Source organism: Pseudomonas sp. GW458-11-26-14-LB4 (genome assembly GCF_059423925.1).
In genome coordinates this window covers 284,350-309,111 of the sequence record NZ_JBWKYU010000004.1, presented here as the reverse complement: position 1 = coordinate 309,111, position 24,762 = coordinate 284,350, and the positions used below count along the sequence as shown (strand labels likewise).

Sequence of the window (24,762 nt, the reverse complement as noted above, 5' to 3'; positions counted from 1 at the left end):
TCAAGCCGTCTATGTGCTTAATTGTGGGTAAGCACATGAGAACGCAAGAAAAAACCTGGAAACCGCTACTCTGTTAGCTTCAATTGCGCAGTTTTGCCAAGGAATCAGCATGCGAACGCTTCTATTAACTCTGCTAATCGGCGCCAGCCCATGGTGTATGGCCGGTCAGATCTACAAATGGGTCGATGCCCAAGGCGTCACCCATTTTGATCAACAGCCACCACAAGGGCAGTCATCCACCGCCGTGAAGACGCCCTCATCTCCCGCACCAATACCTGCCGCATTACCTGGCAGCGGCGCGCTGGGCGATCAGAAAGCCATCGATGACAAGGTCAAAAAGCAAGTGGCCGAGCAACAGAATCAGCTCAAGGCATTTTGCGAACAGGCACGCACGAATCTCGCGCAACTGCAGAACAATCCGCGCTTGAGGGAGGAAGTGGAGGGAGAATTGCGGCGGCTGAGCGACGAACAGCGCCAGCAACGTACTGCGGAGGCACAAAAACAGATTGCGGAAAACTGCCAGTAACCACTGGCAGTTTTCGGTTCAGCGCGAAGCGGTGATCAGCAGGTCGAACTCTTTGAGCAATACCTGAAGCTGCCGATCCTTGCCCTGCAGATTGCGCTGGGCAAAAACCACCTCGGCCATTTCCTGAATGCCCGAGGCATTGGGCAATGGCAGATCCTGTTCGAGGATCATCTTCATCCGCGGCAGGAAGATCCATTGCAGCCACTGCTCGAAATCGAGGGTGTCGACCGAAAACGGTTCGACACTGCTCAGGGCTTCGACCGAGGGCTGGACGTCATCCCACCAGCCCTGGGCGCGCAGTTCACGCTCGATCAACAGCAGTTGATCGGCGACTTTGGAGAAACGACTGTCCATCACAGCGAAACCTTGGCCTTCTGACGGGCCAGAGTGGCGCCGGCGGAATCACCTTGCTTCTCACGTGCCTGAGCGATCAATTCCCACAGACTGGCCTGCAAGTCCGGACGACCATTGGCCATGGTCAACGCACGGCGAGCGGTCTGCTCGGCTTGCGGCGCATCGCCCTGGGCCATACGTACCTGCGCCAGACGGTAAAGCACTTGCGGCTCGCGCGGCGCTACACGCTGGGCGCGCTCCAGGCTGGAGGACGCGCCGTTGAGGTCGCCACCGGCCTGCTGCTGTTGCGCAGTGCTCAACAACGCGAGAACCGGACCGTCCAGTTGTTCATCGGCAGACAGACCGCCGCCGCTGCTGGCCGAAGGAATGCCGCTCGGCGTCGAAGGCATACTGTAGCTGCCGGAGCTGATCGGCGCCGACTCGACCGCCGACGGGTTATACGGCCCCGGCGTGATGCCGCCGGATGCCGGGCCCGGAACGATCGGCGAAGAGCTGATCGGTGCCGAAGCCGCTGCGCCGCCCGGCACCATCACTACCACACCGGTATCGCCTTGCGGGATCGCCTGAGTCTGGGCCTGTGCAGGACGTTTCACCGTCGTTTGACGGAAACCGCCATTGGCCGAAATACGCTCGCTGTTGGACACGGCGGTGCCGGAATCCACAACCGGGATCGAACCACGCTGTACGGTGGAGCAGCCACCGAGCAAAGCCACGGCGGTCACCGCTGGAATCAACCACTTGTTCACTTGAAACCCTCTTTGCTTAATTCATCCAGCCCTTGACCCAATCCATCACCGACTCGCCCGATGCCGGGCTTTCGCCCGCGCAGGAGGCGCCGGGTGGCGGTTCGCTGCCGCGAATATACGGCATCTGCACGGCGCCCGGACAGTTGGCATCGGAGCCCTGGCCGGTACGCGAATCGACCCAGGCCTGCACCACGTTATCCGGCTGCGGCATGTCCAGCGGCAGCGGATCGGCCTTGCGCATGAAACTGGTCCAGACCTGCAACGCACCGGTGGCCCCGGTGAACGGCGTCTTGCCGTTGTCGTCACGGCCGAGCCAGACCACCGCCAGCAGATCCTGGCTGAAACCGGCGAACCAGCTGTCGCGCGAATCGTTACTGGTACCGGTCTTGCCCGCCAGTGTCAGGGTTCTTGGCAACACGTTATAAACCGAACTGCCGGTACCTTCACGCATGACCCGCTGCATGGCGTTCTGGATCAGGTAGATAGAGGCCGGATCGAAACGCTGCTCGATCTGAAACGGATAACGCTTGAGCGGCTCGCCATCGGCAGTCAGCACGCTGCGGATCCCGCGCATCGGCGTATTGAAGCCACCGTTGGCCAGGGTCTGGTACATGGTCGCGACTTCGATCGGGGTCATGCCGCCAGCACCGAGCAGCATCGACGGGAACGCCGGAAACTCTCGGGTCACGCCCAGGCGGCCCAACGTCTTGAGGACATTCGGAACGCCAACCGCCAGACCGAGACGCGAGGTCGAGAGGTTGTAGGAATGCGCCAGCCCCTGATATAGGAACACTGTGCCGTGGGAGCGACGATCATAGTTCTGCGGTTTCCAGACCTGTCCGTCTGCGCCTTTTATCGAAAGCGGGTCGTCCGACAGCCAACTGGTCAGCGTGTACTGGCTTGGTTTCTCCAGTGCCGTCAGATAAACCGCCGGTTTGATCAGCGAGCCGATCGGCCGCACCGCATCCAGCGCCCGGTTGAACCCGGCAAAACTCGCCTGACGGCTGCCGATCATGGCCTGGACCTCACCGGTTTCCGGGTTGGTTACGACCATCGCCGCTTCCACGTCGTCGGAACCTTTACGGCCGGACAGACGCTTGAAGGTGTCGTTGACCGACGCTTCGGCTTTCATCTGCAGGATCGGATCGAAACTGGTGAAGATCCGCAGGCCTTCTTCGGTCAAGTCTTCGTCGCGATAGTCTTCACGCAACTGGCGTTTGACCAGATCGATGAAGCCCGGGAACGAGCTGTCGGCCAGCTTGCCGCGTGTGGTCACGCCCAACGGCATTTTCTTCGCAGCGGCGACTTGTTCGGCAGAAGCGACGCCCTGCTGCTCCAGCACGTCGAGCACCAGATTGCGTCGTTCCAGCGCACGCTCCGGGTTGCGACGCGGGTTGTAATAGGACGGACCTTTGACCATGCCGACCAACAGCGCGACCTGATGCAGTTTCAGCTCGGACAAAGGCTGAGCGAAGAAGAACTGGCTCGCCAGACCGAAACCGTGCACCGCCCGCTGACCATCCTGACCGACAAAGACTTCGTTGAGGTACGCCTCAAGGATTTCCTTTTTGTCGTAATGCAGCTCGAGCAGCATCGCCATCATCGCTTCGGTGAGCTTGCGGGTCAGACTGCGTTCGTTGGTGAGGTAGAAGTTTTTGACCAGTTGCTGGGTCAGCGTACTGCCGCCCTGAGTCATCTTGCCGCCCGAGGTGTTGACCCAGACTGCACGGGCGATCGATTTCGGCGACACGCCCCAGTGGCTGTAGAAATCCCGGTCTTCCACGGCGACCAAGGTTTCCAGCAGATACGGCGGCACCTGATCGAGCTTGATCAGAATCCGGTCTTCAAGGTTTTTCGGGTAGATACCGCCGATCATCAGCGGCTCCAGGCGTACCACGGAGAGCTTCGAACCGTTGGTCGCCGAGAGTTCGGCCACGTAATCGCCGGAGAAACGCACGCGCACCGGCTGCGGTTTCTCGAGGCCTTCATAGAACTGGAAGCCACGGGTATTCAGATCAACCGTATTGCCATTGACCGCCGCCGCGCCGGGACCGTTGCTCACGGCTTCGCGGCGATAGCCCAGGGCATCGAGTTCGGTGAGGAAATCGTCCTTGCTCAGCTTTTGTCCGACGAACAGCTCGAGCGGGCGCGCGTAAACCTTGGCCGGGATGGTCCAGCGCTTGCCGGAGAACTTCTCCTGCACCACGGCATCGAGGTAAACGGCGAAGCCGGCCAGCACCACAAGGCCGACCAGACTGAGTTTAAGGGCCCAGCCCAACCATGGGCGCAGGCCCCGGGAAGCTGGTTTTTTAGGGGTACGGGGGGATCGAGTACGAGTCATGGCGGCGGATTATACGCACTTTATTCATACTCAACAGGAGCGCTCCGAGGTTTGCGTCGGGCTGGCGAGCGGCCATAATGAGCGCCTTGAATTTCTCCCAGTCTCTGAAGGATCGTCCGTGAGCCAGTCCCTGATCGCTGCCCTGCAAAACCCGGCCCTCTACCCGCATCCCGTCGAAGGGTTCCAGGTCATCGAAACCCATATCTCGTGGGTACTGCTCACCGGTCCCTACGCTTATAAAGTGAAGAAGCCGGTGAATTTCGGCTTCCTCGATTTCACCGGCCTTGATTCCCGTGAACACTTCTGCGGTGAAGAGCTGCGCCTGAACCAGCGCCTGACCGAAGATTTGTATCTGGAAGTGATTCCCGTAACCGGCAGTGCGGAAGCTCCGCAACTGGGCGGCGAAGGCCCGGCCATCGAATACTTGCTGAAAATGCGCCAGTTCCCGCAGAGCGGCCTGCTCAGCACCCTGCAAGCCAACGGCGAGCTGACCACCGCGCACGTCGACGCAATGGCCGAACAGATCGCCCGCTTCCACCTCAACGCGCCGAAAGTCCCGGCGGAACACGATGCCGGCACGCCTGAAAGCGTAATGGCGCCGGTGCGCCAGAACTTCGAACAGATCCTGCCGTTCCTCAGCGACAAGAACGATCTTCTGCAACTCGACGCCCTGCAAGCGTGGGCCGAAAGCAGCTTCGATCGCCTGAAAACGCTGTTCGCCCAGCGCAAGGCGGACGGCTTCACTCGCGAATGCCACGGTGACATTCACCTGGGCAACGCCACGCTGATCGACGGCAAAGTCGTGATCTTCGACTGCATCGAATTCAACGAACCGTTCCGTTTCACCGACGTCTGGGCTGACACCGGTTTCCTGGCGATGGACCTGGAAGACCGTGGCCTGAAATCCCTGGCCCGTCGTTTCATCAGCCAGTACCTGGAACTGACCGGCGACTATCAAGGCCTGGAAGTGCTGAACTTCTACAAGGCTTACCGCGCCTTGGTACGTGCGAAAGTCGCACTGTTCAGCATGCCGGCCGATGCCACTCCGGTGCAGCGTGCCACCACCCTGCGCCAGTACCGCAACTACGCCAACCTGGCGGAAAGCTACAGCACCATTCCTTCGCGCTTCATGGCGATTACCCACGGCGTGTCCGCTGTAGGCAAAAGCCACGTGGCCATGCGTCTGGTCGAAGCGCTGGGCGCGATCCGCCTGCGTTCCGATGTCGAGCGCAAACGTCTGTTCGGCGAGCAAACCGTTGCCAATGATGTTCAGGCCGGGATCTACAGCGCCGATGCCAGCACCGCGACTTATGCTCGCCTGCATGAAATCGCCGAAGTGATCCTGCACGCCGGTTTCCCGGTGGTGATCGACGCCACTTACCTCAAACGCGAACAACGCGACAACGCCGCCAAGGTTGCCGAAGCCACTGGCGCGCCATTCCTGATCCTCGACTGCAATGCTCCACAGGCCGTGATCGAGAGCTGGCTGGCGATTCGTCAGGCGGACAAGAAGGATCCGTCCGACGCGACGCTCGCCGTGATCGAAGCACAACAGGCCAACCGCGAAGCCCTGACGCCGGAAGAAATCCTGCGCAGCAAACGCGTGCAGACCAATGAATCCGGCACCCTCGACACCGTCGTGGCGCAAATTCGCCAGCGCCTGCCAGGTCTGTAAGAAACTATTTCGGCCGTGAAGCCCTCGCTCGCTTCACGGCCGTCAAATAGTGGCACTATACTGGCGTCATAAAACCAACAGGTGATTTGACATGAGCCAGCCGAAACTTCTCGACACCCCGCTTTATGCCTTGCTGCACAAAGACGACATCACAGGTTTCAACAATGAACGCCCGAAAGACGGTCCGATCGACATGGTTGGTGGTGATTTTCGCGGCCTGGACCTGCGTGAACTGAACGCCGATGGCGTGGATTTCCGGGACGCCTACTTCCGTTCCGCCGACCTGCGCGGCATCGACTTTCGCAACGCCTCGCTGGAAGGCGCGAGCCTGGCCCACGCGCAGATCTCCGGGGCCTACTTCCCGCCAGAGCTGAGTGCCGACGAGATTCTGATGTCGATGAATTTCGGTACGCGCCTGCGTTATCGCACTCGCTGAAGCTTTTAAAAACCTGAACCGTCCAGCGCCCCCGCTTTGCGCTGGACTGCGTGCTATTGGTAATTCTCCCTCGCCCTCCCCATCCTGATTCATCAGCGGAAACTGACGTTTCTTAGAAGCGTTTGCGTTGAATCCGACCAAACAACCACGCTTTTCCTACTGATGGCTACACTCCTGAGAAGCTCGCCCACGCACCATTCGGCCGTCGCAAGGAGGCTTGATGAATGATGAACTGCAACACCTGAAGAATCTTGGCAAGACGTCGGCGCAATGGCTGCATGCCGTGGGCATCCATAGCGCCTCGGATCTGCGTCGCCTGGGCGCGGTGGATGCCTACCGGGCCGTGCGCACTCGCGGGTTTCGGGCGTCGAAGGTGTTGTTGTACGCGATCGAAGGGGCGTTGATGGATGTGCACTGGAACGACATTCCTGCCGAACGCAAGGATGCGCTGAACAAGCAGTTGGAAGCCATTTCCTCTCGCCACAAGAACTAACGGGTACCGACCTTCATGTACCTGCTCGGGGAACAATCGGCCCAGGCCGATGCATTGATCAACCACTTGCAGACCTTGCCTGCGCAATGGCTCGAAGGCCTGCCGCCGTGCGGGCCGGCCCTGGAACTGGAAGCCACGGATGATCTGTTGGCACGTTTGCCGGGCGACCAGTTGTTCTTGCTCACGCAAGGTGTCATCACCGGCCGACTCAGTGGTCGCGGCTTGTTCTACTGGCATGAGGGCGATTTGATCGGCCTGCAGCAGGGGCCGGAATGGGCGGATTGCACGCTGTACTCAGACAACCCGCTGACATTACTGCCCTATCGCCGAAGTGATTTGTTTCAACATGTGTACGGCGAACCATCGCGCTCGGAGCAGTTTCTGCGCTACCTGCTCGGGCAAATGGCGCTGCTGGCCCACGCCGTTGCCGAGTTCAAGCCGCGCGAGTTTCGCAGCACCAATGGTTTCAAGCGGGTCGAAGCCGGAGACGTTCTGATCCTCGAGGGCGATGACGCCGACCATGTGTTCGTGATTATCGAAGGACACGCCGAAGCGTTTGTTAACGGGCACAAGGTAGGCGACGTGCCCAAGGATGAAATATTCGGCGCAATGGCGGTGTTCACGGGCGAGCCGCGCAACGCGACGGTCATTGCCAGGGAGGCGAGCACGGTAATGCTGATTCCCGGCGATCAGTTTCTGAGTATGACCCGCACCAATCCGAAAATCGCCCACAGCCTGATCGAAAGCATGGCGCGGCGTATCGACCAGCTCAACAAGCAGCTCACAGCCCAGATCTGACGCCCGTATTCACGGGGCGTTTACGCCATTGCCGGGACAAAACGAAAGAAATGAAAAAACAGCAGTTGACTTGGTAATGAGAATCGCTATGATTATCACAACTGGTCGCGAGATCAGTCGATATTCTGAAAAGCCCTTGGTTCGGACTCTCAGATTATCTCCTCATCAGGCTAATCACGGTTATTTGACCCGGTTTTACCGGGTCTTTTTTTGCCTGTGGAAAAGTCATTGCTTGCCGAACTGCTTACGCATCTGCGCGCAATAATCCGGTTTCGGCGTGGCCGGTGTTAGCCAGACGTAATCAGCCATCGCCGCCGTGATCTGACTACCCTGCTCCGCCAGCATCAACACCGTCGGCGCTTCCGGCGCGCCCAGATCCAGCACATGCAGCGGCACCCCGACATCCTTTCGCGCGTGATACGCACCCGCCAATAACAACGCAGGCGCGGGCGCCGCCAACAAACGCGAGGCCATGCGCCGATCCCGTTGTTGTTGAACCGCCAGCATCGCCGGCATTTGTGATGACGGCAGCAAGCCGCAGTGGGAATCGCCGATCTGCTCCAACAGCGTCTCTTTCACAGATTTGGCGTTGCTGCGCTCACCGCTCAAAACCGAAGGATCACGATAGAAGGCGCGAATTTCGATGTTATCGAGGTTGGCTGCCAACAACGGCCAGGATTGCGTCAGGGCGAACCGCACTATCGGTCCGTAGAGATTCCAGTCCCAACCGTCCTGCCAGGCCAATGCAGCGGGAAGATCAGCCGGTGGCATTGCGGCATGGCGCACGTCATCGACGCGCGACTGTTGGTCGGGCGTCAGCATTTCCAACAGGAGACTGCCTTGGGGTCGCGTTTCTTCGAGGTTCTGCAACAACCACAATTGAAGGGCATGGTGATCGGCGTTGTCATGCTGTTCGCCAATGATCAGCCGCGACGGTCTGCTCAGTTGCGTCAGTAATTGCTGCGCCGTCAAACTCTCGCCGCTGCGCAAATCACGGATCTCGCCCACGACTGGCGGCGCCGCAACATGCTGGCAACCTGCAAGCCACAACACCGCCAACAGCAGAATCCCGCGCATACCCTCACCTCGATGACGAAATCAGCGGGCGATGATCAGCGGATGCCCGCGCTCCGGGTGCGGCTGCACCAATACTTCCAGACCGAAAACTGCCTTCAGCGATTCCGGGCGCAATACCTGTTGCGGCGTATCCAGCGCCACCGGGCGCCCGCCTTCCAGCAGCAGAATGCGATCACAATAGCGCGCCGCCAGATTCAGATCATGCAGGATGACCAGCACCGCCGCGCCACGATCAGCAAATTCGCGCACTGCCTGCAGCGTCGTGTGTTGATGTAGCGGATCGAGCATCGAGGTCGGCTCATCAAGCAGCAACGTCTGCCCCGCCTGCCCCGGCCAGAGCTGCGCCAGCACCCGCGCCAGATGCACCCGCTGACGCTCGCCGCCGGACAGCGCCAGATAACTGCGACCACTCAGGTGCCCGGCATCCGCCGCCCGCAATGCGGCAGCGACGATCTCGTCATCGCGCACCCGCCCGCTCTGGTAAGGCAGACGCCCCATGCCGACCACTTCCTCAACACGAAAGGCGAAATCCAGGGTCGACACCTGCGGCAACACCGCCAGCCGCTGGGCGCGCTGAGTGCCGCTCCAATGACTCAAGGCCTGTCCGTCCAGCAGCACTTGCCCGTCGCTGGCGCTCAACTCACCGCACAACGCACCGAGCAAGGTACTTTTGCCGGCGCCATTCGGCCCCAGCACGCCAAGCACTTCGCCCGGTTCGAGCTGCAGGCTGACATCGGCCAGAACGGTCTTGCGGCCACGGCGGATGTGCAGATTGTGCGCACGCAGCATCAGGCACGCCCTCGCAGCAACAGATAAAGGAAGAACGGCGCACCGATGAATGCCGTGACGATGCCGATCGGCAACTCCGCCGGCGCCAGCGCCAGCCGTGCCACCAGATCCGCCAGCAACAACAGACTCGCCCCGGCCAGCACCGATGCCGGCAGCAATACCCGATGATCCGGCCCCGCGAGCAAGCGCACCAGATGCGGCACCACCAGCCCGACAAAACCGATCATACCCGCCGCCGCCACCGCCGCGCCGACGCCGAGTGCCGTGCAGAACACCAGCTCACGCTTGAGCCGCTCGACATCGATCCCCAGATGCCCGGCTTCCGATTCGCCGAGCAGCAACGCATTGAGCGCCTTCGCCCGACGCGGAAGCCACAGTGCAACACCGGCGGTGATGATCAGCAGCGGCCACAACCGCGCATAGCTCGCGCCGTTGAGGCTTCCCAGGTTCCAGAACGTCAACGTGCGCAATGTCGCGTCGTCGGCCAGATAGGTAAACAGTCCCACCGCCGAGCTGGCCAACGCCGTCAGAGCGATACCCGCCAGCAACATGGTCGCAACATTCGTCTGCCCATTACGGCGGCCTAGTCGATAGACCAACGCCGTTACACCAAGGCCACCGAGAAACGCGCAAACCGACAGCAAATAAGGTCCGAACCACTCCGGCAATCCACCAAAAAACGAACCGCCGACAATCGCAACCGCAGCGCCCAACGCCGCGCCGCTCGAGACGCCGACCAGCCCCGGATCCGCCAGCGGATTACGAAACAGCCCCTGCATCGCCACCCCGGACAACGCCAGCACACCGCCAACTGCCAGCCCGAGCAACGTACGCGGCAGACGAATCTGCCCGAGAATCAGTTCAGCCTGTTCCAGCCCGTCCGGCGCCAGCGGCACACCGATCATGCGCAACGCTGCGCGCAAGGTGTCGAACAACGGCAGACTGACCGGCCCCAGCGCCAGCGAAAGCCAGATCGCCAGCAGGCAGAGCAGGATCAGGCCGATAAACAAGCCACGGGGTTTGACCAGCGTGGTCATTGGCCGCTCTTGGCCGGGTAGAAACCGTCAGACAGGGTCTTCAGCGCAGCCGGCAAACGCGGCCCGAGTCCGCCCACCAGCAGCGTCGGGTCCAGCTCCAGCACGCGTCCGGTCTTGGCCGCGCGGCTGGAATTGAGGATCGGGTTTTCCTTGAACAGCGCCGCTTTCGCCGCCTCGCCGGTCAGCGCACGGTCAGCGAACACCAGCACTTCAGGATCGAGACTGGCCAGGGATTCCACAGAAAACGGCTTGTACCCGGTGTGGGTCGCAAGGTTATGCCCGCCCGCCTGTTGCAGCAGCCAGTCGGCGGCGGTGTCCTTGCCGGCGATCAGCGGTTTGCCGCCGGCATGTCCAAGCAGCAACAGCACGCCCGGCGCTTTCTGTTTAGTCTGCGCTTCAGCTACACGGGCCTTTTGCGCATCGAGGTGCTGTTGATAACTTTGCAGCAATTGCGCGGCCTGGCTTTCAGCGCCCAGCAACCGTCCCAGATGGGTAACGTTTTTTTCCAATGTCGGCAGATCCGGCTGAGCCGAGAACAGTTCCACCTGCACCTTGGCACTGCGAACCTGCGAAATCACTGGCGGCGGGCCCATTTCTTCGGTGCCGATCAGGATGTCCGGGCGCAGGCTGAGAATGCCTTCGGCCGACAGGCTGCGCTGATAGCCGATGCTCGGCAGCGACTTGAGAGACTCGGGATGCTGGCTGGTGGTGTCGACGCCTACCAGTTTGGCCTCGCCACCCAGCGCACTCACCCACTCCGACAACGCGCCGCCGGCGCTGACCCAACGTTGCGGCAACTCGGCCGCTGCAGCCTGGTGGCTGACCAAAAGTCCGACACACAGCACGGCAACGCGGGTACTCAGGCGCATAGACAGCTTCCTTGAAATGTTTTCCCGGACATCGGGACGGCAGGCCAAGTATCCTCGGCAGCGGTCACCTCGCCACGGGTGAAGGCGGCCATTTGATAATTGTTTGCATTTGAACGTCAAGCTCGGACATATCCGGACACGAGCCGACATTTGAGGATAGCCATGAAGTTTCTTTGCGCGGGTGCCGATCTGGTTGAGGACGGCAGTCGCGGTTTCGATATCGACGGGAAAAAACTGTTCGCCGTGCGCCGCGCGGGGCAGGCTTATGTCTACCTCAATCGCTGCCCGCATCGGGGCGTCGGACTGGAATGGCAGCCCGACCAGTTTCTCGACCCAAGCAACAGCCTGATCCAGTGCGCCACCCACGGCGCACTGTTTCTGATCGAAGACGGTGAATGCGTCGCCGGCCCGTGCGCCGGGCAATCGCTGACGGCCATCCCTTGCCGTGAAGACGCGCAAGGGCTGTGGATCGATGTTTAACCGTTGAGCAGCACGTCCAGGCGCCGGTCGATCACCATCTCTTCATGGCTCAAACGCACGCCGTACGCCAGGACTTCGACCCCGCACGCCACCGCCTCGCGCAGCGCAGCGGCGTAGGCCGAGTCGATTTCCTCGGCCGGACGCACTGCTTCAATGCCGGAGAGATTGACGCAGTACAACTGGACCGCGCGAATCCCGTCCCTGGCCAGATGCGCCAGCTCACGCAAATGCTTGGCGCCGCGATCGGTCACTGCATCGGGAAATGCCGCGACCGCCGTGCCGTCGAAACCCAGCGTGACACTTTTCACTTCCACATACGCCGGGCCCGTCGGGTAGTCGAGGCGAAAATCGATCCGGCTCTTTTCCTGCCCGTACGCCACCTCGCGTTTGAGCCCGGTAAACCCGCTCAATTCGCTGATGACACCGGCCTGCAAGGCATCTTCGACCAGTGCGTTGGCGCGTCCGGTGTTCACGCAAAACAGCCGGCCCTGCGGGGTTTCACCGACTTCCCAAGTACCGGGCAGTTTGCGTTTCGGATCTGTGGAGCGACTGAACCAGACCTGCCCGCCCTCAACCTGGCAATTGAGCATCGAGCCGGTGTTCGGGCAATGAATGGTCAGCAACTCGCCGCCAACGGTTTCGATATCGGCGAGAAAACGCTTGTAACGCCGGATCAACCGGCCTTCTTCGAGCGGAGGATGAAAGCGCATCAGCCTTGCCAGCTCTTCAAGCCACGGGCGATACGCTCTACCGCTTCCTGTAGGCGTGGGAGGTTTTGCGTGTAAGCAAAGCGCACATGATGACCGGCCTGATAGCGACCGAAATCCAGCCCCGGCGTGAAGGCTACATGCTCGGTTTCGAGGAAATGCCGGCAGAACGCGAAGGCATCGCCGCCGAACTGGCTGATATCGGCATACAAATAGAACGCGCCTTCCGGCTCTACGGCAATGTCGAAGCCCAGCTCCCGCAATGCCGGCAGCAGGAAGTCACGGCGACGGCCGAATTCGGCGCGGCGCTCTTCGAGAATCGCGATGGTGTCCGGCTCGAAACAGGCCAGCGCCGCATGTTGGGCCATGCTTGGCGCACTGATATAGAGGTTCTGCGCGAGCTTTTCCAGCTCACTGACCGCTGCGTCCGGCGCCACCAGCCAGCCGAGGCGCCACCCGGTCATGCCGAAATATTTGGAGAAACTGTTGAGGACAAAGGCGCTGTCGTCCACTTCCAGCACACTCGCGGCGTCGGTGCCGTAAGTCAGGCCGTGATAGATCTCGTCCACCACCAGATGCCCGTGACGGGCCTTGATGGCTGCGGATAACCCGGCCAGCTCATCGCGGGTCAGAATCGTACCGGTCGGGTTGGCCGGCGAGGCGACCAGCGCACCGACGCTGTCGTGGTCCCAGTGGCGCGCCACAAGGTCCGGCGTCAGTTGATAACGCACGTCCGGGCCCACCGGCACAAGCTGCGCCGCGCCTTCAACCAATCGCAGAAAGTGTCGGTTGCAGGGATAGCCGGGGTCGGCCAGCAGCCAGTGCTTGCCCGGATCCACCAGCAACGCACTGGCCAGCAGCAACGCCCCGGAACCGCCGGGGGTGATGAGAATCCGTCGAGGATCGATGTTCAGGCCGTAGCGCGTCTGATAGAAGCCGGAAATCGCCTCACGCAGTTCGGGAATGCCACGGGCTGCGGTGTAACGGGTTTTCCCGGCTGTCAGGGCTTGCTGGCCGGCGCGGATGATCGGTTCGGCGGTAGTGAAGTCCGGTTCGCCGATTTCCAGGTGGATCACGTCGTGGCCGGCGGCCTGCAATTCATTGGCCCGCGCCAGCAACGCCATGACATGGAACGGTTCGATCGCACGACTGCGCGCACTGTAGGGCTGAGCCATTGGCCTTCCTTCAACGGGGGAAAAGAAACGATTCTACCCATCTGCCGGAACGAGCGAGAACCCGCAGCGGTCACAGCCTCAAGAACACTGGACTGTAACGACCCGCGCGTACGCTCCAGGATTGACTAAAATCAGTGATTGAGCAGGTTTGCAGCACCGCCGGACATGGCTTGGCAAACATTTGCAAGTCCCCTCGGCCACGCGCTCGACATCCGGGAGTAGCGCGGGTCGAATTGATCTGGTAAGTTCGCCCGCTTGCAGCCGCAGGGCCGGCAGGTGTCGGTGATGGAGCAATCCTGCGCAATGGATTACAAGAGTAGAGGCGGTCCATTTCATGCCCACCCAAGCAAAGCAACAGGCAAGTCAGACACTCAGCGGTTTCGAACCCTACGTCCCGAAAGCGGGCGAAGAGTACATGGGCGCTCCAATGCGCGCGCACTTCACCAAGATCCTGACCAAGTGGAAACTGGACTTGATGCAGGAAGTCGACCGCACTGTTGATCACATGAAAGACGAAGCGGCCAACTTTCCTGATCCGGCCGACCGTGCCAGCCAGGAAGAAGAGTTCGCCCTCGAGCTGCGCGCCCGCGACCGCGAGCGCAAACTGATCAAGAAGATCGACAAGACCCTGCAACTGATCGAAGACGAAGAGTACGGCTGGTGCGACTCTTGCGGCATCGAGATCGGCGTCAAGCGCCTTGAGGCCCGTCCGACTGCCGACATGTGCGTCGACTGCAAGAACCTGGCGGAAATCAAGGAAAAGCAGGTCGGCAAATAATCCCGGCCTGAACGAAAAACGGAGCGTGCGAACGCTCCGTTTTTGTTTCTGCCGTTTTTTGACTCTCAAGTAACATCGCCCTCATGACTGCCAACACCTCCCCCGCCTATATTGGCCGCTTCGCCCCGACCCCCAGCGGGCACCTGCACTTCGGTTCGCTGGTTGCCGCCCTGGCCTCTTATCTGGACGCACGCTCGGTGGGCGGTCGCTGGCTGGTGCGCATGGAGGATCTCGATCCGCCCCGGGAAGAGCCGGGCGCGCAAGCGGCGATTCTCAAGGCGCTGGAAAGCTATGGCTTCGAATGGGACGGCGAGATGGTTCGCCAGAGCGATCGGCACGAGGCCTACGCGCAAGTGCTCGACAGCCTGTTCAATCACGGCCTCGCCTACGCCTGCACCTGCTCGCGCAAACAATTGGAGCCATACCACGGCATTTATCCGGGACTGTGCCGCAATGCCGGTCACGGTCAGGAAGACGCCGCGATCCGTCTTCGCGTGCCAGAGCTCGAATACCACTTCATCGACCGGGTGCAGGGCGAATACCGCCAGCATCTGGGCCGTGACGTGGGAGATTTCGTGATCCGCCGCCGCGACGGCCTCTACGCCTACCAACTGGCGGTGGTTCTGGACGACGCCTGGCAGGGCATCACCGACATCGTGCGCGGTGCCGATCTGCTCGACTCCACACCGCGCCAGCTCTACCTGCAGGAATTGCTGGGCCTGCGCCAACCGCGCTATCTGCATCTGCCACTGATTACCCAGCCGGACGGCAACAAGCTCGGCAAGTCCTATCGCTCGCCACCACTGGAAGCCGATCAGGCCACGCCATTGTTGCTGCGGGCCCTGCGCGCACTGGGGCAAGACCCGGGGCCCGAACTGGCCCACGCCACGCCGCAAGAACTGTTGAACTGGGGCAGCGTCCACTGGGATGCCTTGAAAATCCCGCGCACACTGACCCTGCCCGAAGCGCAACTGCTGTGACGACACTTGCAGTGGCGCGCCCATCCGTTACCATCGCCGCACGTTTTCGGGCACGCGCATAAAAAAGAGAGGCCGGGATGTACATCTATCGCTTGGTCCTGCTTCTGGTCGTGGGGATCTACCTGTTTTCTCCCGCCATCATGGATTGGTGGATCGACGCTACGGGCGCCTGGTATCGCCCTTATCTGCTCTGGCTGATCCTGATTGTCGTGACCTTCATCCTGCAGAGCCAAAAAGATGCCGATGAGCTTTAGCCTGACCCAGATGCTGCTGATCAGCGCCGCCTACCTGGCCGCGTTGTTCGGCGTGGCCTGGATCAGTGAACGGGGCATGATCCCGCGGGCGATCATTCGCCATCCGTTGACCTACACCCTGTCGCTGGGGGTCTACGCCAGTGCGTGGGCGTTCTACGGCACGGTGGGTCTGGCCTATCAGTACGGCTACGGCTTTCTGTCCAGTTATCTCGGGGTCTCCGGCGCGTTTCTGCTGGCGCCGGTGCTGCTGTATCCGATCCTCAAGATCACCCGCACTTATCAACTGTCGTCGCTGGCAGACCTGTTCGCCTTCCGCTTTCGCAGCACCTGGGCCGGTGCGCTGACCACGATTTTCATGCTGATCGGCGTATTGCCGCTGCTGGCGTTGCAGATCCAGGCCGTGGCCGATTCCATCGGCATCCTCACCGGCGAACCAGTGCAAAATCGCGTAGCCCTGGCGTTCTGTGCGCTGATCATTCTGTTCACGATCTTCTTCGGTTCCCGTCATATCGCCACACGTGAAAAGCACGAAGGGCTGGTATTCGCGATTGCCTTCGAATCAGTGATCAAACTGGCAGCCCTCGGCGGCGTCGGCCTCTACGCGCTATACGGCGTGTTCGACGGCCCGCAGCAACTTGAACTGTGGCTGCTGCAGAACCAGACCGCCCTCGCCGCCCTGCACACCCCGTTGCAGGAAGGCCCGTGGCGCACGTTGCTGCTGGTGTTTTTCGCCTCGGCGATCGTGATGCCGCACATGTATCACATGACCTTCACCGAAAACCTCAACCCGCGCTCGCTGGTCAGCGCGAGCTGGGGCCTGCCGCTGTTCCTGCTGTTGATGAGCCTGGCTGTGCCGCTGATTCTCTGGGCCGGCCTGAAACTCGGCGCCACCACCAATCCGGAATACTTCACCCTCGGTATCGGCATCGCCGCCAACAGCAAGTCGCTGGCGTTGCTGGCGTATGTCGGCGGTCTGTCGGCGGCCAGCGGTCTGATCATCGTCACCACGCTGGCGCTGTCGGGCATGGCCCTGAACCATCTGGTGCTGCCGCTCTATCAGCCACCGGCCGAGGGCAATATCTATCGCTGGTTGAAATGGACCCGCCGGGCGCTGATCGTCGCAATCATCATGGCCGGCTTTTGCTTCTATCTGATGCTCGGCGCCGAGCAGGATCTGGCCAACCTCGGCATCGTCGCCTTCGTTGCGACCCTGCAATTCCTGCCGGGTGTGCTGTCGGTGCTGTACTGGCCGACCGCCAATCGTCGGGGGTTCATCGCCGGTCTGCTGGCAGGGATTGTGGTGTGGGTCGTGACCATGCTGTTGCCGCTGGTCGGCAATCTGCAGGGTTTCTATATTCCGCTGCTGAACATGATCTACGTGCTGGACGACACCAGTTGGCACATGGCGGCCATCGCCTCGCTGGCGGCCAACGTCCTGATGTTCACGCTGATTTCGTTGTTCACCAATGCCAGTCCGGAAGAGGCCAGCGCCGCCGAAGCCTGCGCTGTGGACAACGTACGTCGCCCACAACGCCGCGAATTGCACGCAGCCTCGCCGCAGGAATTCGCCACGCAACTGGCCAAGCCGCTGGGCGCCAAGGCTGCGCAAAAAGAAGTCGAACAGGCCCTGCGCGACCTTTATCTGCCCTTCGACGAGCGCCGCCCTTATGCCTTGCGCCGCCTGCGTGACCGGATCGAAGCCAACCTCTCCGGCCTGATGGGCCCGAGCGTCGCCCAGGACATGGTGGAAACCTTCCTGCCGTACAAGGCTGGCGGCGAAAACTACGTTACCGAAGACATCCATTTCATCGAAAGCCGCCTCGAGGATTACCACTCGCGTCTGACCGGGCTGGCCGCCGAACTCGATGCCCTGCGCCGTTACCACCGCCAGACCCTGCAGGAACTGCCGATGGGCGTCTGCTCGCTGGCCAAGGATCAGGAGATCCTGATGTGGAACAAGGCCATGGAAGAACTGACCGGGATTGCCGCGCAACGGGTGGTCGGCTCGCGCCTGAGCACCATCGCCAATCCGTGGAAAGATCTGCTGCAAGGCTTCATCCACCTGCCCGACGAACACTTGCACAAACAGCATCTGGCCCTCGACGGCCAGACCCGCTGGCTGAACCTGCACAAAGCGGCGATCGACGAGCCGCTGGCACCGGGCAACAGCGGCCTGGTGCTGCTGGTGGAAGACCTGACCGAAACCCAGATGCTCGAAGACAAACTGGTGCACTCCGAGCGCCTGGCCAGCATCGGTCGACTCGCGGCGGGTGTTGCTCACGAAATCGGCAACCCGATCACCGGCATCGCCTGCCTTGCGCAAAACCTTCGCGAGGAACGCGAAGAAGACGGCGAATTGACGGAAATCAGCGGCCAGATCCTCGAGCAAACCAAACGCGTGTCACGCATCGTCCAGTCGTTGATGAGTTTCGCCCACGCCGGCAGCCATCAACACAGTGACGAGCCCGTCTGTCTGGCGGAAGTGGCTCAGGACGCCATCGGCCTGTTGGCCCTGAACCGGCGCAATTTCGAAGTCCAGTTCTATAACCTGTGCGATCCCGATCACTGGGTCGAAGGCGACCCGCAGCGGCTCGCCCAGGTGCTGATCAATCTGCTCTCCAACGCCCGTGACGCCTCGCCTGCGGGCAGTGCGGTGCGGGTCAAGAGCGAAGCCGGCGAACACACGGTCGATCTGATCGTCGAAGACGAAGGCAGCGGTATTCCGTCGAGCATCATGGACCGATTGTTCGAACCCTTCTTCACCACCAAGGATCCTGGCGAAGGCACCGGTCTGGGCCTTGCACTGGTCTATTCCATCGTTGAAGAGCATTATGGACAAATCACCATCGACAGCCCGGCTGATGTTCAGAGCCAGCGCGGCACCCGTATCCGGGTGACATTGCCGCGCCATGTCGAAGCGACGTCCGCTGTGAACTGAGACCGTCGAGAGTATCGAATCAATGCCGCACATTTTGATCGTCGAAGACGAAACCATTATCCGCTCCGCCTTGCGCCGCCTGCTGGAACGCAACCAGTACCAGGTCAGCGAAGCCGGTTCAGTGCAGGAAGCACAAGAACGCTTCAGTATTCCCACATTCGATCTGATCGTCAGCGACCTGCGTCTGCCGGGCGCTCCGGGTACCGAGCTGATCAAGCTCGGCCAGGGCACACCGGTGCTGATCATGACCAGCTACGCCAGCCTGCGCTCGGCGGTTGACTCGATGAAGATGGGCGCGGTGGATTACATCGCCAAGCCTTTCGACCACGATGAAATGCTTCAGGCTGTCGCGCGGATCCTGCGCGATCGCCAGTCGGCGCCTGCCGTCGGCGAAGCAGCTCCCGCCAAATCGGCCAATGGCAGCGGCAAATCCGCGATCGATAACAGCAATGGCGAAATCGGCATCATCGGCTCGTGTCCGCCGATGCAGGATCTTTACGGCAAGATCCGTAAAGTCGCCCCGACCGATTCCAACGTGCTGATCCAGGGCGAGTCCGGTACCGGTAAAGAACTGGTGGCCCGCGCCCTGCACAACCTGTCGAAACGTGCCAAGGCGCCGATGATCTCGGTGAACTGCGCCGCCATCCCGGAAAGCCTGATCGAGTCCGAACTGTTCGGCCACGAGAAAGGCGCGTTCACCGGTGCCAGCGCCGGTCGCGCCGGTCTGGTGGAAGCGGCGGACGGCGGCACGCTGTTCCTCGACGAGATCGGCGAACTGCCACTCGAAGCCCAGGCTCGTTTGCTGCGCGTATTGCAGGAAGGCGAAATTCGCCGGGTGGGCTCGGTTCAGTCGCAGAAAGTCGATGTCCGGTTGATCGCCGCGACCCACCGGGACCTCAAGAGCCTGGCGAAAATCGGCCAGTTCCGTGAGGACTTGTACTACCGCCTGCACGTGATCGCATTGAAACTGCCGGCCCTGCGCGAGCGTGGCGCCGACGTCAACGAAATCGCCAATGCGTTTCTCGCTCGTCAGAGCGCCCGCATCAACCGCACCGACCTGAAATTTGCCGCCGATGCCGAACAGGCGATCCGGCACTATTCCTGGCCGGGTAACGTGCGGGAGCTGGAAAACGCCGTCGAGCGCGCGGTGATTCTGAGCGAAAGCCCGGAAATCTCTGCCGACCTGCTGGGTATCGACATCGAGCTGGGCGATCTGGAGGACGACGAATTCATCGGCCTGCCGGCGCAAACGGCCGGTAACGCCAGCAACAGCAGCCACGAGCCGACCGAAGACCTGTCACTGGAAGACTACTTCCAGCATTTCGTACTCGAGCATCAGGACCACATGACCGAGACCGAACTGGCGCGCAAACTGGGCGTCAGCCGCAAATGCCTGTGGGAACGTCGTCAGCGTCTGGGCATTCCACGGCGCAAGACAGGGGTCGCCAGCGAGAGCTGAACGTTACCTGTCGAGTGTGCGGGTTACCGTTGAAGAGGTGAAAAAACTGTTACCTCAGTCTTTTCACGTAACAGAAGCCGGGGTTATCGGTAACGAAACCCCGGCTTTTTTTCGCCCTGCGAAAACGGTTATATCGACCTAACCCCTTGTTTTATTGGGGTTCGCAAAAGTTGGCACGGCACCTGCTATATGTTTGGTACAAGAACAATAACAAGCAATACACAAGACAATAAAAATAAGACGAATCGACTCACGCACAATAAAAACAAGACGGCGAGAGGCGCAGCTAACTGATTCTTTTGGAGAGGCGTTGTATTTGGGGCTAGCCCCACGACCAGGCCGAGAACAACAAAAACTGTCTTAAGACAGAGCCTGTACTGGTTGGATCGCAAGATCACTGCAACACAGCGACCAAAGCAATCCGTTTGCTCTTGGCTCCCGATTGGGAGGGTCATGAAGGAAAAGCTTCATGGCGAGGGCACTCAACAAAAACAAGAAGCCCGAATCAATAATAAAAAGAGCACGCAACTACTTCTTGGGGAGCTTCGGCTCCCCTTGTAGTTTCTCCTTTCTGGCAAATCCCCCCTTCTGACGCATCTCCACCCCCTCTAGACTGCGGCTTTCAGCGCAAAACGGCAGCGTCCTACACCATCCCTCGACTAAATGCTAGAATCCCGGCCCATCATGCGGTCATTCTCTGGTATGGCCGAACATTCCTTCAAACAGTGCATCCCATGCTGAAGAAGCTGTTCCAGTCATTCCGAACTCCCCTGCGTCGTACGCAACACATCCGTAGCACGCCTGAAGTCCTCAACAGCGGCCAACACTCGCTGCAGAAGGCGCAATTCAGCCGTTACGCGGTCAACATCGTCGAACGTCTGCAGGGCGCCGGCTACCAGGCCTACCTGGTTGGCGGTTGCGTGCGAGACATGCTGCTGGGCATCACGCCCAAAGACTTCGACGTCGCCACCAGCGCCACCCCCGAGCAGGTTCGCGCCGAATTCCGCAATGCGCGGATCATCGGCCGCCGGTTCAAGCTGGTACACATCCATTTCGGTCGCGAAATCATTGAAGTCGCGACCTTCCGCGCCAATCACCCGCAAAACGAAGACGACGAAGATAGCAACCAGTCTTCGCGCAACGAGAGCGGGCGCATTCTGCGTGACAACGTTTACGGCACCCTGGAAGAAGACGCGCAACGCCGCGACTTCACCATCAACGCCCTGTATTACGATCCGGTCAGCGAGCGCATCCTCGACTACGCCAACGGCGTACACGACATCCGCAATCACCTGATCCGTCTGATCGGCGACCCGAAGCAACGCTACCAGGAAGACCCGGTGCGGATGCTGCGGGCCGTGCGTTTCGCCGCCAAGCTCAATTTCGGTATCGAGAAGCACACCGTCCAGCCAATCCGCGAACTGGCGCCGATGCTGCGCGAGATTCCGTCGGCCCGCCTGTTCGAGGAAGTGCTCAAGCTGTTCCTCTCCGGTCATGGCGCGATCACGTTCGAGATGCTGGTCGACCTGCAACTGTTCGCGCCGCTGTTCCCGGCCAGTGCCGATGCGCTGGAACACAACCCGGAATATACCCACACGCTGATCAGCGAAGCACTGACCAACACCGACCTGCGGATCAAGCAGAACAAACCGGTAACCCCGGCGTTCCTGTTTGCTGCCCTGCTGTGGCCTGCCCTGCCGGCCCGAGTGCTACGTCTGCAAGAGCGCGGCATGCCGCCAATTCCAGCCATGCAGGAAGGCGCTCACGAACTGATCGCCGAACAGTGCCAGCGCATCGCGATTCCAAAACGCTTCACCATGCCGATCCGCGAGATCTGGGACATGCAGGAACGCCTGCCACGCCGCAGCGGCAAACGCGCCGACCTGCTGCTGGACAATCCGCGCTTCCGCGCCGGCTACGACTTCCTCCTGCTGCGTGAAAGCGCTGGCGAGCAGACCGATGGCCTGGGTGAATGGTGGACCGATTATCAGGACGCCAACGACAGCGAACGTCGCGACATGATCCGCGACCTCAGTGGCAAGGGTGATGACGCCAGTGGCGCACCGCGCAAGCGTCGCCGCAGCAGCGGCTCCAAACGCAAACGCGCTGGCGCACCGAGCGCCACGGGCGAATAAGGCATGGAACGCATCTACATCGGCATGGGCAGCAACCTGGCTGACCCGGCCGAACAACTGCGCAGCGCGGTCGACGCGCTGGGGCAATTGCCCGAGACCGAACTGGTCGGCGTATCTGCCTTCTACCAAAGCGACTCGCTGCTGCCGGGCCAACCGCGTTACACCAACGCGGTTGCCGCGCTCGACAGCGCGCTCGCCCCGCTTGATCTGCTCGATGCCTTGCAGGCGATCGAAAACGATCAGGGCCGCGAACGCCTTGAGCGCTGGGGCCCACGCACGCTGGATCTGGACATTCTGCTGTTCGGTGATCGCCTGATCGACGAGCCGCGCCTGAAAGTCCCGCATTACCACATGCAGGAACGCGCGTTCGTTCTCTATCCCCTGGCCGAACTGGCGCCCGAAGATCTGCGTCTGGCTGATGGCCGCACCCTTGCCGATCTTCTCGCAGCCTGCCCGTTCGTCGGCCTCGAGCGCCTCTCCCACGCCTGACACAAACCGCTGATGCGGGAGCCAACCGGCTCCCGCATTTTGCGTTCTTGTAGGACAAAAACCCCGCAGATCAGGCCCGCCGGCCCGCTGAATCGCATCAGTAACGCCGGTAACACTCCCCTCGTAACAATGCGGTAACACATGCAATTGACTTCCTGAGGCCTCATCACGACTATAGGCGTCCCGCTGCCGCCAACCCGGCATACAAGGGCGCAATCCAGGCCTTATAAGCACGACAAAAGAGCGTGCGCCTGAATAGATGACGAATCACGCGCGTTACTCGCAGTAGTTTCCAAAGCGCCTGAACGAGGATTTCTTACATGCCAGCCATCACCCTGACCACGCTCCAGAGCCTCAAGCAGAAAGGTGAAAAGATCACCATGCTGACCTGCTATGACGCGACCTTCGCCCACGCCTGCAACGAGGCCGGTGTCGAAGTGCTGCTGGTGGGCGACTCCCTCGGCATGGTCCTGCAGGGTCACGACAGCACCCTGCCGGTGACCACCGCAGAAATGGCCTACCACGTTGCCAGCGTCAAACGCGGCAACTCTGATGCCTTGATCCTGGCCGACCTGCCGTTCATGGCCAACGCCACCCTCGAGCAAACCATGACCAACAGCGCCCTGCTGATGCAGGCCGGCGCGCACATGGTCAAGGTCGAAGGCGCCTTGTGGCTGGCGGATTCGATCCGCCTGCTGGCCGAACGCGGTGTGCCGGTCTGCGCCCACATGGGCCTGACCCCGCAAGCCGTGAACATTCTCGGTGGCTATAAAGTGCAGGGGCGCAACGAGAACCAGGCACGCCAGATGCGCGCCGACGCGATCTCGCTGGAACAGGCCGGTGCAGCCATGCTGCTGCTCGAATGCGTGCCGAGCGAACTGGCGGCTGAAATCAGCCAGGCCGTGAAAATCCCGGTGATTGGCATTGGCGCCGGTTCGGATACCGACGGTCAGGTCTTGGTGCTGCACGACATGCTCGGCCTGTCGATCAGCGGCCGTGTGCCGAAATTCGTGAAGAACTTCATGCAGGGTCAGGACAGCATCCAGTCCGCGCTGAAGGCTTACGTCAGTGAAGTCAAAGCCACCACTTTCCCCGGGATCGAACACGGATTCTCTGCATGAACACCGTCAAAACCGTACGTGAACTGCGCGCCGCCGTGGCGCGCGCCCGCAGTGAAGGCAAGCGCATCGGCTTCGTGCCGACCATGGGCAACCTGCACAGCGGCCACATTGCCCTGATCACCAAGGCCACCCAGCGCGTGGACTTCGTGGTCGCGAGCATTTTCGTCAACCCGCTGCAGTTCGGCGCCGGCGAAGACCTCGACAAGTACCCGCGCACCCTGGCGGCGGATCAGGAAAAACTGCTGGAAGCCGGCTGCGATCTGCTGTTCGCCCCGACCGTCGAGGAAATGTACCCCGACGGCATGGCCGGGCAGACCCGGGTCAGCGTGCCGCAACTCTCCGAAGGCCTGTGCGGCGCCAGCCGTCCGGGGCACTTCGAAGGCGTGGCGACGGTGGTCAGCAAGCTGTTCAACATGGTCCAGCCGGACCTGGCGATCTTCGGCCAGAAAGACTTCCAGCAACTGGCGGTGATCCGCGCGCTGGTGCATGACCTGAACATGCCGATCCAGATCATTGGCGAGCCGACCGTACGCGCCGCCGACGGTCTGGCGCTGTCGTCGCGCAACGGTTTCCTCAGTGAAGAACAGCGCGCTGTGGCGCCGGTGGTCTATCGCACCCTGAGCAGCATTGCCGAGTCGATCAAGCAAGGTGAACGCGACTTCCCTGCCCTGATCCAGGCGCAACGCCAGCAACTGGAAGCCGCCGGCCTGCGTCCGGACTATCTGGAAATCCGCCACGCCCTGACCCTGCGTCCGGCAACGGCGGAGGATCGTGATCTGGTGATTCTGGTCGCGGCCTTCCTCGGCACCACCCGGTTGATCGACAACCTGCATCTGAATCTCGATACCCCCGCCTGAACACCGGCAAACGCTGTGGGAGCCCCCCGCTCCCACAGCGTCTGCACGCACTTCCAGACCGTATTGCTGAGCACCTGCCCATCGGGCAAACTCCCGCCGTTCGACTCGACACCAATAGCAGGGACTGCTCGCATTACCCGCCGTTTGTCGGCCCCGTCTGTTATCAATGTTAAAAAAGTACCGAAAACAGGTCAGACAAAGCCAAGACAGATCGCGGCGCTGGGTTTACTGTATTCGCCCTGCGCCAA

24 protein-coding genes are annotated in these 24,762 nt (G+C 61.0%); 15 read left to right on the top strand and 9 right to left on the bottom strand.

Translation table 11 applies throughout. The features are described 5' to 3' along the window. The first annotated feature begins 109 nt into the window (after positions 1–109). Positions 110–526, top strand: coding sequence for a DUF4124 domain-containing protein (locus tag AC07XZ_RS08175; RefSeq protein WP_085747757.1), 417 nt, complete (start codon positions 110–112; stop codon positions 524–526). Between the two features lie 18 nt (positions 527–544). Here the strand turns inward: AC07XZ_RS08175 and AC07XZ_RS08170 are convergent, their stop codons facing one another. The 3 genes from AC07XZ_RS08170 to mrcB are packed head-to-tail and all read right to left on the bottom strand — an operon-like array spanning position 545 to position 3,967. Further along, the gene (locus tag AC07XZ_RS08170) at positions 545–880 is read right to left on the bottom strand and encodes a YqcC family protein (protein ID WP_102686290.1); all 336 of its coding nucleotides are present in this window, start codon (positions 878–880) and stop codon (positions 545–547) included. Beyond that, positions 880–1,626: a tetratricopeptide repeat protein gene (locus AC07XZ_RS08165; protein WP_102686291.1), complete on the bottom strand. Its 747-nt coding sequence runs from the start codon at positions 1,624–1,626 to the stop codon at positions 880–882. The genes AC07XZ_RS08170 and AC07XZ_RS08165 overlap by 1 nt, the downstream gene beginning before the upstream one ends. 16 nt (positions 1,627–1,642) lie before the next feature. Then, positions 1,643–3,967: a penicillin-binding protein 1B gene (gene mrcB / locus AC07XZ_RS08160; protein WP_102686292.1), complete on the bottom strand. Its 2,325-nt coding sequence runs from the start codon at positions 3,965–3,967 to the stop codon at positions 1,643–1,645. 118 nt (positions 3,968–4,085) lie between these two features. Here mrcB and AC07XZ_RS08155 point away from each other — a divergent pair, with 118 nt between their 5' ends. The 4 genes from AC07XZ_RS08155 (at position 4,086) to AC07XZ_RS08140 (ending at position 7,369) form a co-directional block, all read left to right on the top strand. Then, positions 4,086–5,642 (top strand): bifunctional aminoglycoside phosphotransferase/ATP-binding protein, encoded by a 1,557-nt coding sequence (locus AC07XZ_RS08155; protein ID WP_102686293.1) that lies wholly within the window; start codon positions 4,086–4,088, stop codon positions 5,640–5,642. Between the two features lie 91 nt (positions 5,643–5,733). Further along, a complete protein-coding gene (locus AC07XZ_RS08150) occupies positions 5,734–6,078 on the top strand; it encodes a pentapeptide repeat-containing protein (RefSeq protein WP_007959639.1) in 345 nt (114 codons plus the stop codon). A 220-nt stretch (positions 6,079–6,298) separates the two neighbouring features. Continuing rightward, complete coding sequence (locus tag AC07XZ_RS08145) at positions 6,299–6,571, top strand: TfoX/Sxy family protein (protein WP_003228231.1); 273 nt, start codon at positions 6,299–6,301, stop codon at positions 6,569–6,571. Between the two features lie 15 nt (positions 6,572–6,586). Then, a complete protein-coding gene (locus AC07XZ_RS08140) occupies positions 6,587–7,369 on the top strand; it encodes a Crp/Fnr family transcriptional regulator (RefSeq protein ID WP_102686294.1) in 783 nt (260 codons plus the stop codon). Between the two features lie 225 nt (positions 7,370–7,594). Here AC07XZ_RS08140 and AC07XZ_RS08135 read toward each other — a convergent pair whose 3' ends face one another. The 4 genes from AC07XZ_RS08135 to AC07XZ_RS08120 are packed head-to-tail and all read right to left on the bottom strand — an operon-like array spanning position 7,595 to position 11,141. Next, entirely contained in the window at positions 7,595–8,446 is an 852-nt protein-coding gene (locus AC07XZ_RS08135; protein WP_102686295.1) for a ChaN family lipoprotein, read from the bottom strand. A gap of 21 nt (positions 8,447–8,467) precedes the next feature. Beyond that, positions 8,468–9,235 (bottom strand): heme ABC transporter ATP-binding protein, encoded by a 768-nt coding sequence (locus AC07XZ_RS08130; RefSeq protein WP_102686296.1) that lies wholly within the window; start codon positions 9,233–9,235, stop codon positions 8,468–8,470. After that, positions 9,235–10,218, bottom strand: a complete 984-nt coding sequence (locus tag AC07XZ_RS08125) for a FecCD family ABC transporter permease (protein WP_170928972.1) — start codon at positions 10,216–10,218, stop codon at positions 9,235–9,237. Before AC07XZ_RS08125 ends, AC07XZ_RS08130 begins: the two co-directional genes overlap by 1 nt. A gap of 50 nt (positions 10,219–10,268) precedes the next feature. Beyond that, entirely contained in the window at positions 10,269–11,141 is an 873-nt protein-coding gene (locus AC07XZ_RS08120) for a heme/hemin ABC transporter substrate-binding protein (protein WP_102686297.1), read from the bottom strand. Between the two features lie 162 nt (positions 11,142–11,303). Between AC07XZ_RS08120 and AC07XZ_RS08115 the strand changes: the two genes are divergently transcribed. Then, the gene (locus tag AC07XZ_RS08115) at positions 11,304–11,621 is read left to right on the top strand and encodes a Rieske (2Fe-2S) protein (RefSeq protein WP_085747750.1); all 318 of its coding nucleotides are present in this window, start codon (positions 11,304–11,306) and stop codon (positions 11,619–11,621) included. On the opposite strand, the gene sfsA is transcribed toward AC07XZ_RS08115, so the two are convergent. Together sfsA and AC07XZ_RS08105 are read right to left on the bottom strand one after the other, a co-directional pair. After that, on the bottom strand, positions 11,618–12,331 hold the full coding sequence (gene sfsA / locus AC07XZ_RS08110) for a DNA/RNA nuclease SfsA (protein ID WP_102686298.1): 714 nt from the start codon (positions 12,329–12,331) through the stop codon (positions 11,618–11,620). The genes AC07XZ_RS08115 and sfsA overlap by 4 nt on opposite strands. Continuing rightward, positions 12,331–13,503 (bottom strand): pyridoxal phosphate-dependent aminotransferase, encoded by a 1,173-nt coding sequence (locus AC07XZ_RS08105; protein ID WP_102686299.1) that lies wholly within the window; start codon positions 13,501–13,503, stop codon positions 12,331–12,333. Before AC07XZ_RS08105 ends, sfsA begins: the two co-directional genes overlap by 1 nt. A gap of 334 nt (positions 13,504–13,837) precedes the next feature. Between AC07XZ_RS08105 and dksA the strand changes: the two genes are divergently transcribed. The 9 genes from dksA (at position 13,838) to panC (ending at position 24,514) form a co-directional block, all read left to right on the top strand. After that, positions 13,838–14,281, top strand: a complete 444-nt coding sequence (dksA, locus tag AC07XZ_RS08100) for an RNA polymerase-binding protein DksA (protein WP_007959616.1) — start codon at positions 13,838–13,840, stop codon at positions 14,279–14,281. Between the two features lie 83 nt (positions 14,282–14,364). After that, on the top strand, positions 14,365–15,261 hold the full coding sequence (gene gluQRS / locus AC07XZ_RS08095; RefSeq protein WP_085747747.1) for a tRNA glutamyl-Q(34) synthetase GluQRS: 897 nt from the start codon (positions 14,365–14,367) through the stop codon (positions 15,259–15,261). Between the two features lie 77 nt (positions 15,262–15,338). Further along, positions 15,339–15,515: a hypothetical protein gene (locus AC07XZ_RS08090; protein WP_003176118.1), complete on the top strand. Its 177-nt coding sequence runs from the start codon at positions 15,339–15,341 to the stop codon at positions 15,513–15,515. After that, positions 15,499–18,453: a sensor histidine kinase gene (locus tag AC07XZ_RS08085; protein ID WP_007959612.1), complete on the top strand. Its 2,955-nt coding sequence runs from the start codon at positions 15,499–15,501 to the stop codon at positions 18,451–18,453. Before AC07XZ_RS08090 ends, AC07XZ_RS08085 begins: the two co-directional genes overlap by 17 nt. A gap of 22 nt (positions 18,454–18,475) precedes the next feature. Further along, positions 18,476–19,912 carry a sigma-54-dependent transcriptional regulator gene (locus tag AC07XZ_RS08080; RefSeq protein WP_085747746.1) on the top strand — a complete coding sequence of 479 codons (1,437 nt, stop codon included), beginning with the start codon at positions 18,476–18,478 and terminating at the stop codon, positions 19,910–19,912. A 734-nt stretch (positions 19,913–20,646) separates the two neighbouring features. Continuing rightward, positions 20,647–22,047: a polynucleotide adenylyltransferase PcnB gene (locus AC07XZ_RS08075; protein WP_007959609.1), complete on the top strand. Its 1,401-nt coding sequence runs from the start codon at positions 20,647–20,649 to the stop codon at positions 22,045–22,047. A gap of 3 nt (positions 22,048–22,050) precedes the next feature. Further along, complete coding sequence (gene folK, locus AC07XZ_RS08070; RefSeq protein WP_102686300.1) at positions 22,051–22,536, top strand: 2-amino-4-hydroxy-6-hydroxymethyldihydropteridine diphosphokinase; 486 nt, start codon at positions 22,051–22,053, stop codon at positions 22,534–22,536. A 320-nt stretch (positions 22,537–22,856) separates the two neighbouring features. Further along, positions 22,857–23,657 (top strand): 3-methyl-2-oxobutanoate hydroxymethyltransferase, encoded by an 801-nt coding sequence (gene panB, locus AC07XZ_RS08065; protein ID WP_039771642.1) that lies wholly within the window; start codon positions 22,857–22,859, stop codon positions 23,655–23,657. Beyond that, entirely contained in the window at positions 23,654–24,514 is an 861-nt protein-coding gene (gene panC / locus AC07XZ_RS08060) for a pantoate--beta-alanine ligase (RefSeq protein ID WP_007959604.1), read from the top strand. The genes panB and panC overlap by 4 nt, the downstream gene beginning before the upstream one ends. Positions 24,515–24,762: the final 248 nt, after the last annotated feature.

Coding starts and splice junctions, on each gene's coding strand:
- AC07XZ_RS08175 (WP_085747757.1), top strand. CDS start 110: ATGCGAACGCTTCTATTAACTCTGCTAATCGGCGCCAGCCCATGGTGT.
- AC07XZ_RS08170 (WP_102686290.1), bottom strand. CDS start 880: ATGGACAGTCGTTTCTCCAAAGTCGCCGATCAACTGCTGTTGATCGAG.
- mrcB (WP_102686292.1), bottom strand. CDS start 3,967: ATGACTCGTACTCGATCCCCCCGTACCCCTAAAAAACCAGCTTCCCGG.
- AC07XZ_RS08150 (WP_007959639.1), top strand. CDS start 5,734: ATGAGCCAGCCGAAACTTCTCGACACCCCGCTTTATGCCTTGCTGCAC.
- AC07XZ_RS08145 (WP_003228231.1), top strand. CDS start 6,299: ATGAATGATGAACTGCAACACCTGAAGAATCTTGGCAAGACGTCGGCG.
- AC07XZ_RS08140 (WP_102686294.1), top strand. CDS start 6,587: ATGTACCTGCTCGGGGAACAATCGGCCCAGGCCGATGCATTGATCAAC.
- AC07XZ_RS08135 (WP_102686295.1), bottom strand. CDS start 8,446: ATGCGCGGGATTCTGCTGTTGGCGGTGTTGTGGCTTGCAGGTTGCCAG.
- AC07XZ_RS08130 (WP_102686296.1), bottom strand. CDS start 9,235: ATGCTGCGTGCGCACAATCTGCACATCCGCCGTGGCCGCAAGACCGTT.
- AC07XZ_RS08120 (WP_102686297.1), bottom strand. CDS start 11,141: ATGCGCCTGAGTACCCGCGTTGCCGTGCTGTGTGTCGGACTTTTGGTC.
- AC07XZ_RS08115 (WP_085747750.1), top strand. CDS start 11,304: ATGAAGTTTCTTTGCGCGGGTGCCGATCTGGTTGAGGACGGCAGTCGC.
- sfsA (WP_102686298.1), bottom strand. CDS start 12,331: ATGCGCTTTCATCCTCCGCTCGAAGAAGGCCGGTTGATCCGGCGTTAC.
- AC07XZ_RS08105 (WP_102686299.1), bottom strand. CDS start 13,503: ATGGCTCAGCCCTACAGTGCGCGCAGTCGTGCGATCGAACCGTTCCAT.
- dksA (WP_007959616.1), top strand. CDS start 13,838: ATGCCCACCCAAGCAAAGCAACAGGCAAGTCAGACACTCAGCGGTTTC.
- gluQRS (WP_085747747.1), top strand. CDS start 14,365: ATGACTGCCAACACCTCCCCCGCCTATATTGGCCGCTTCGCCCCGACC.
- AC07XZ_RS08090 (WP_003176118.1), top strand. CDS start 15,339: ATGTACATCTATCGCTTGGTCCTGCTTCTGGTCGTGGGGATCTACCTG.
- AC07XZ_RS08085 (WP_007959612.1), top strand. CDS start 15,499: ATGCCGATGAGCTTTAGCCTGACCCAGATGCTGCTGATCAGCGCCGCC.
- AC07XZ_RS08080 (WP_085747746.1), top strand. CDS start 18,476: ATGCCGCACATTTTGATCGTCGAAGACGAAACCATTATCCGCTCCGCC.
- AC07XZ_RS08075 (WP_007959609.1), top strand. CDS start 20,647: ATGCTGAAGAAGCTGTTCCAGTCATTCCGAACTCCCCTGCGTCGTACG.
- folK (WP_102686300.1), top strand. CDS start 22,051: ATGGAACGCATCTACATCGGCATGGGCAGCAACCTGGCTGACCCGGCC.
- panB (WP_039771642.1), top strand. CDS start 22,857: ATGCCAGCCATCACCCTGACCACGCTCCAGAGCCTCAAGCAGAAAGGT.
- panC (WP_007959604.1), top strand. CDS start 23,654: ATGAACACCGTCAAAACCGTACGTGAACTGCGCGCCGCCGTGGCGCGC.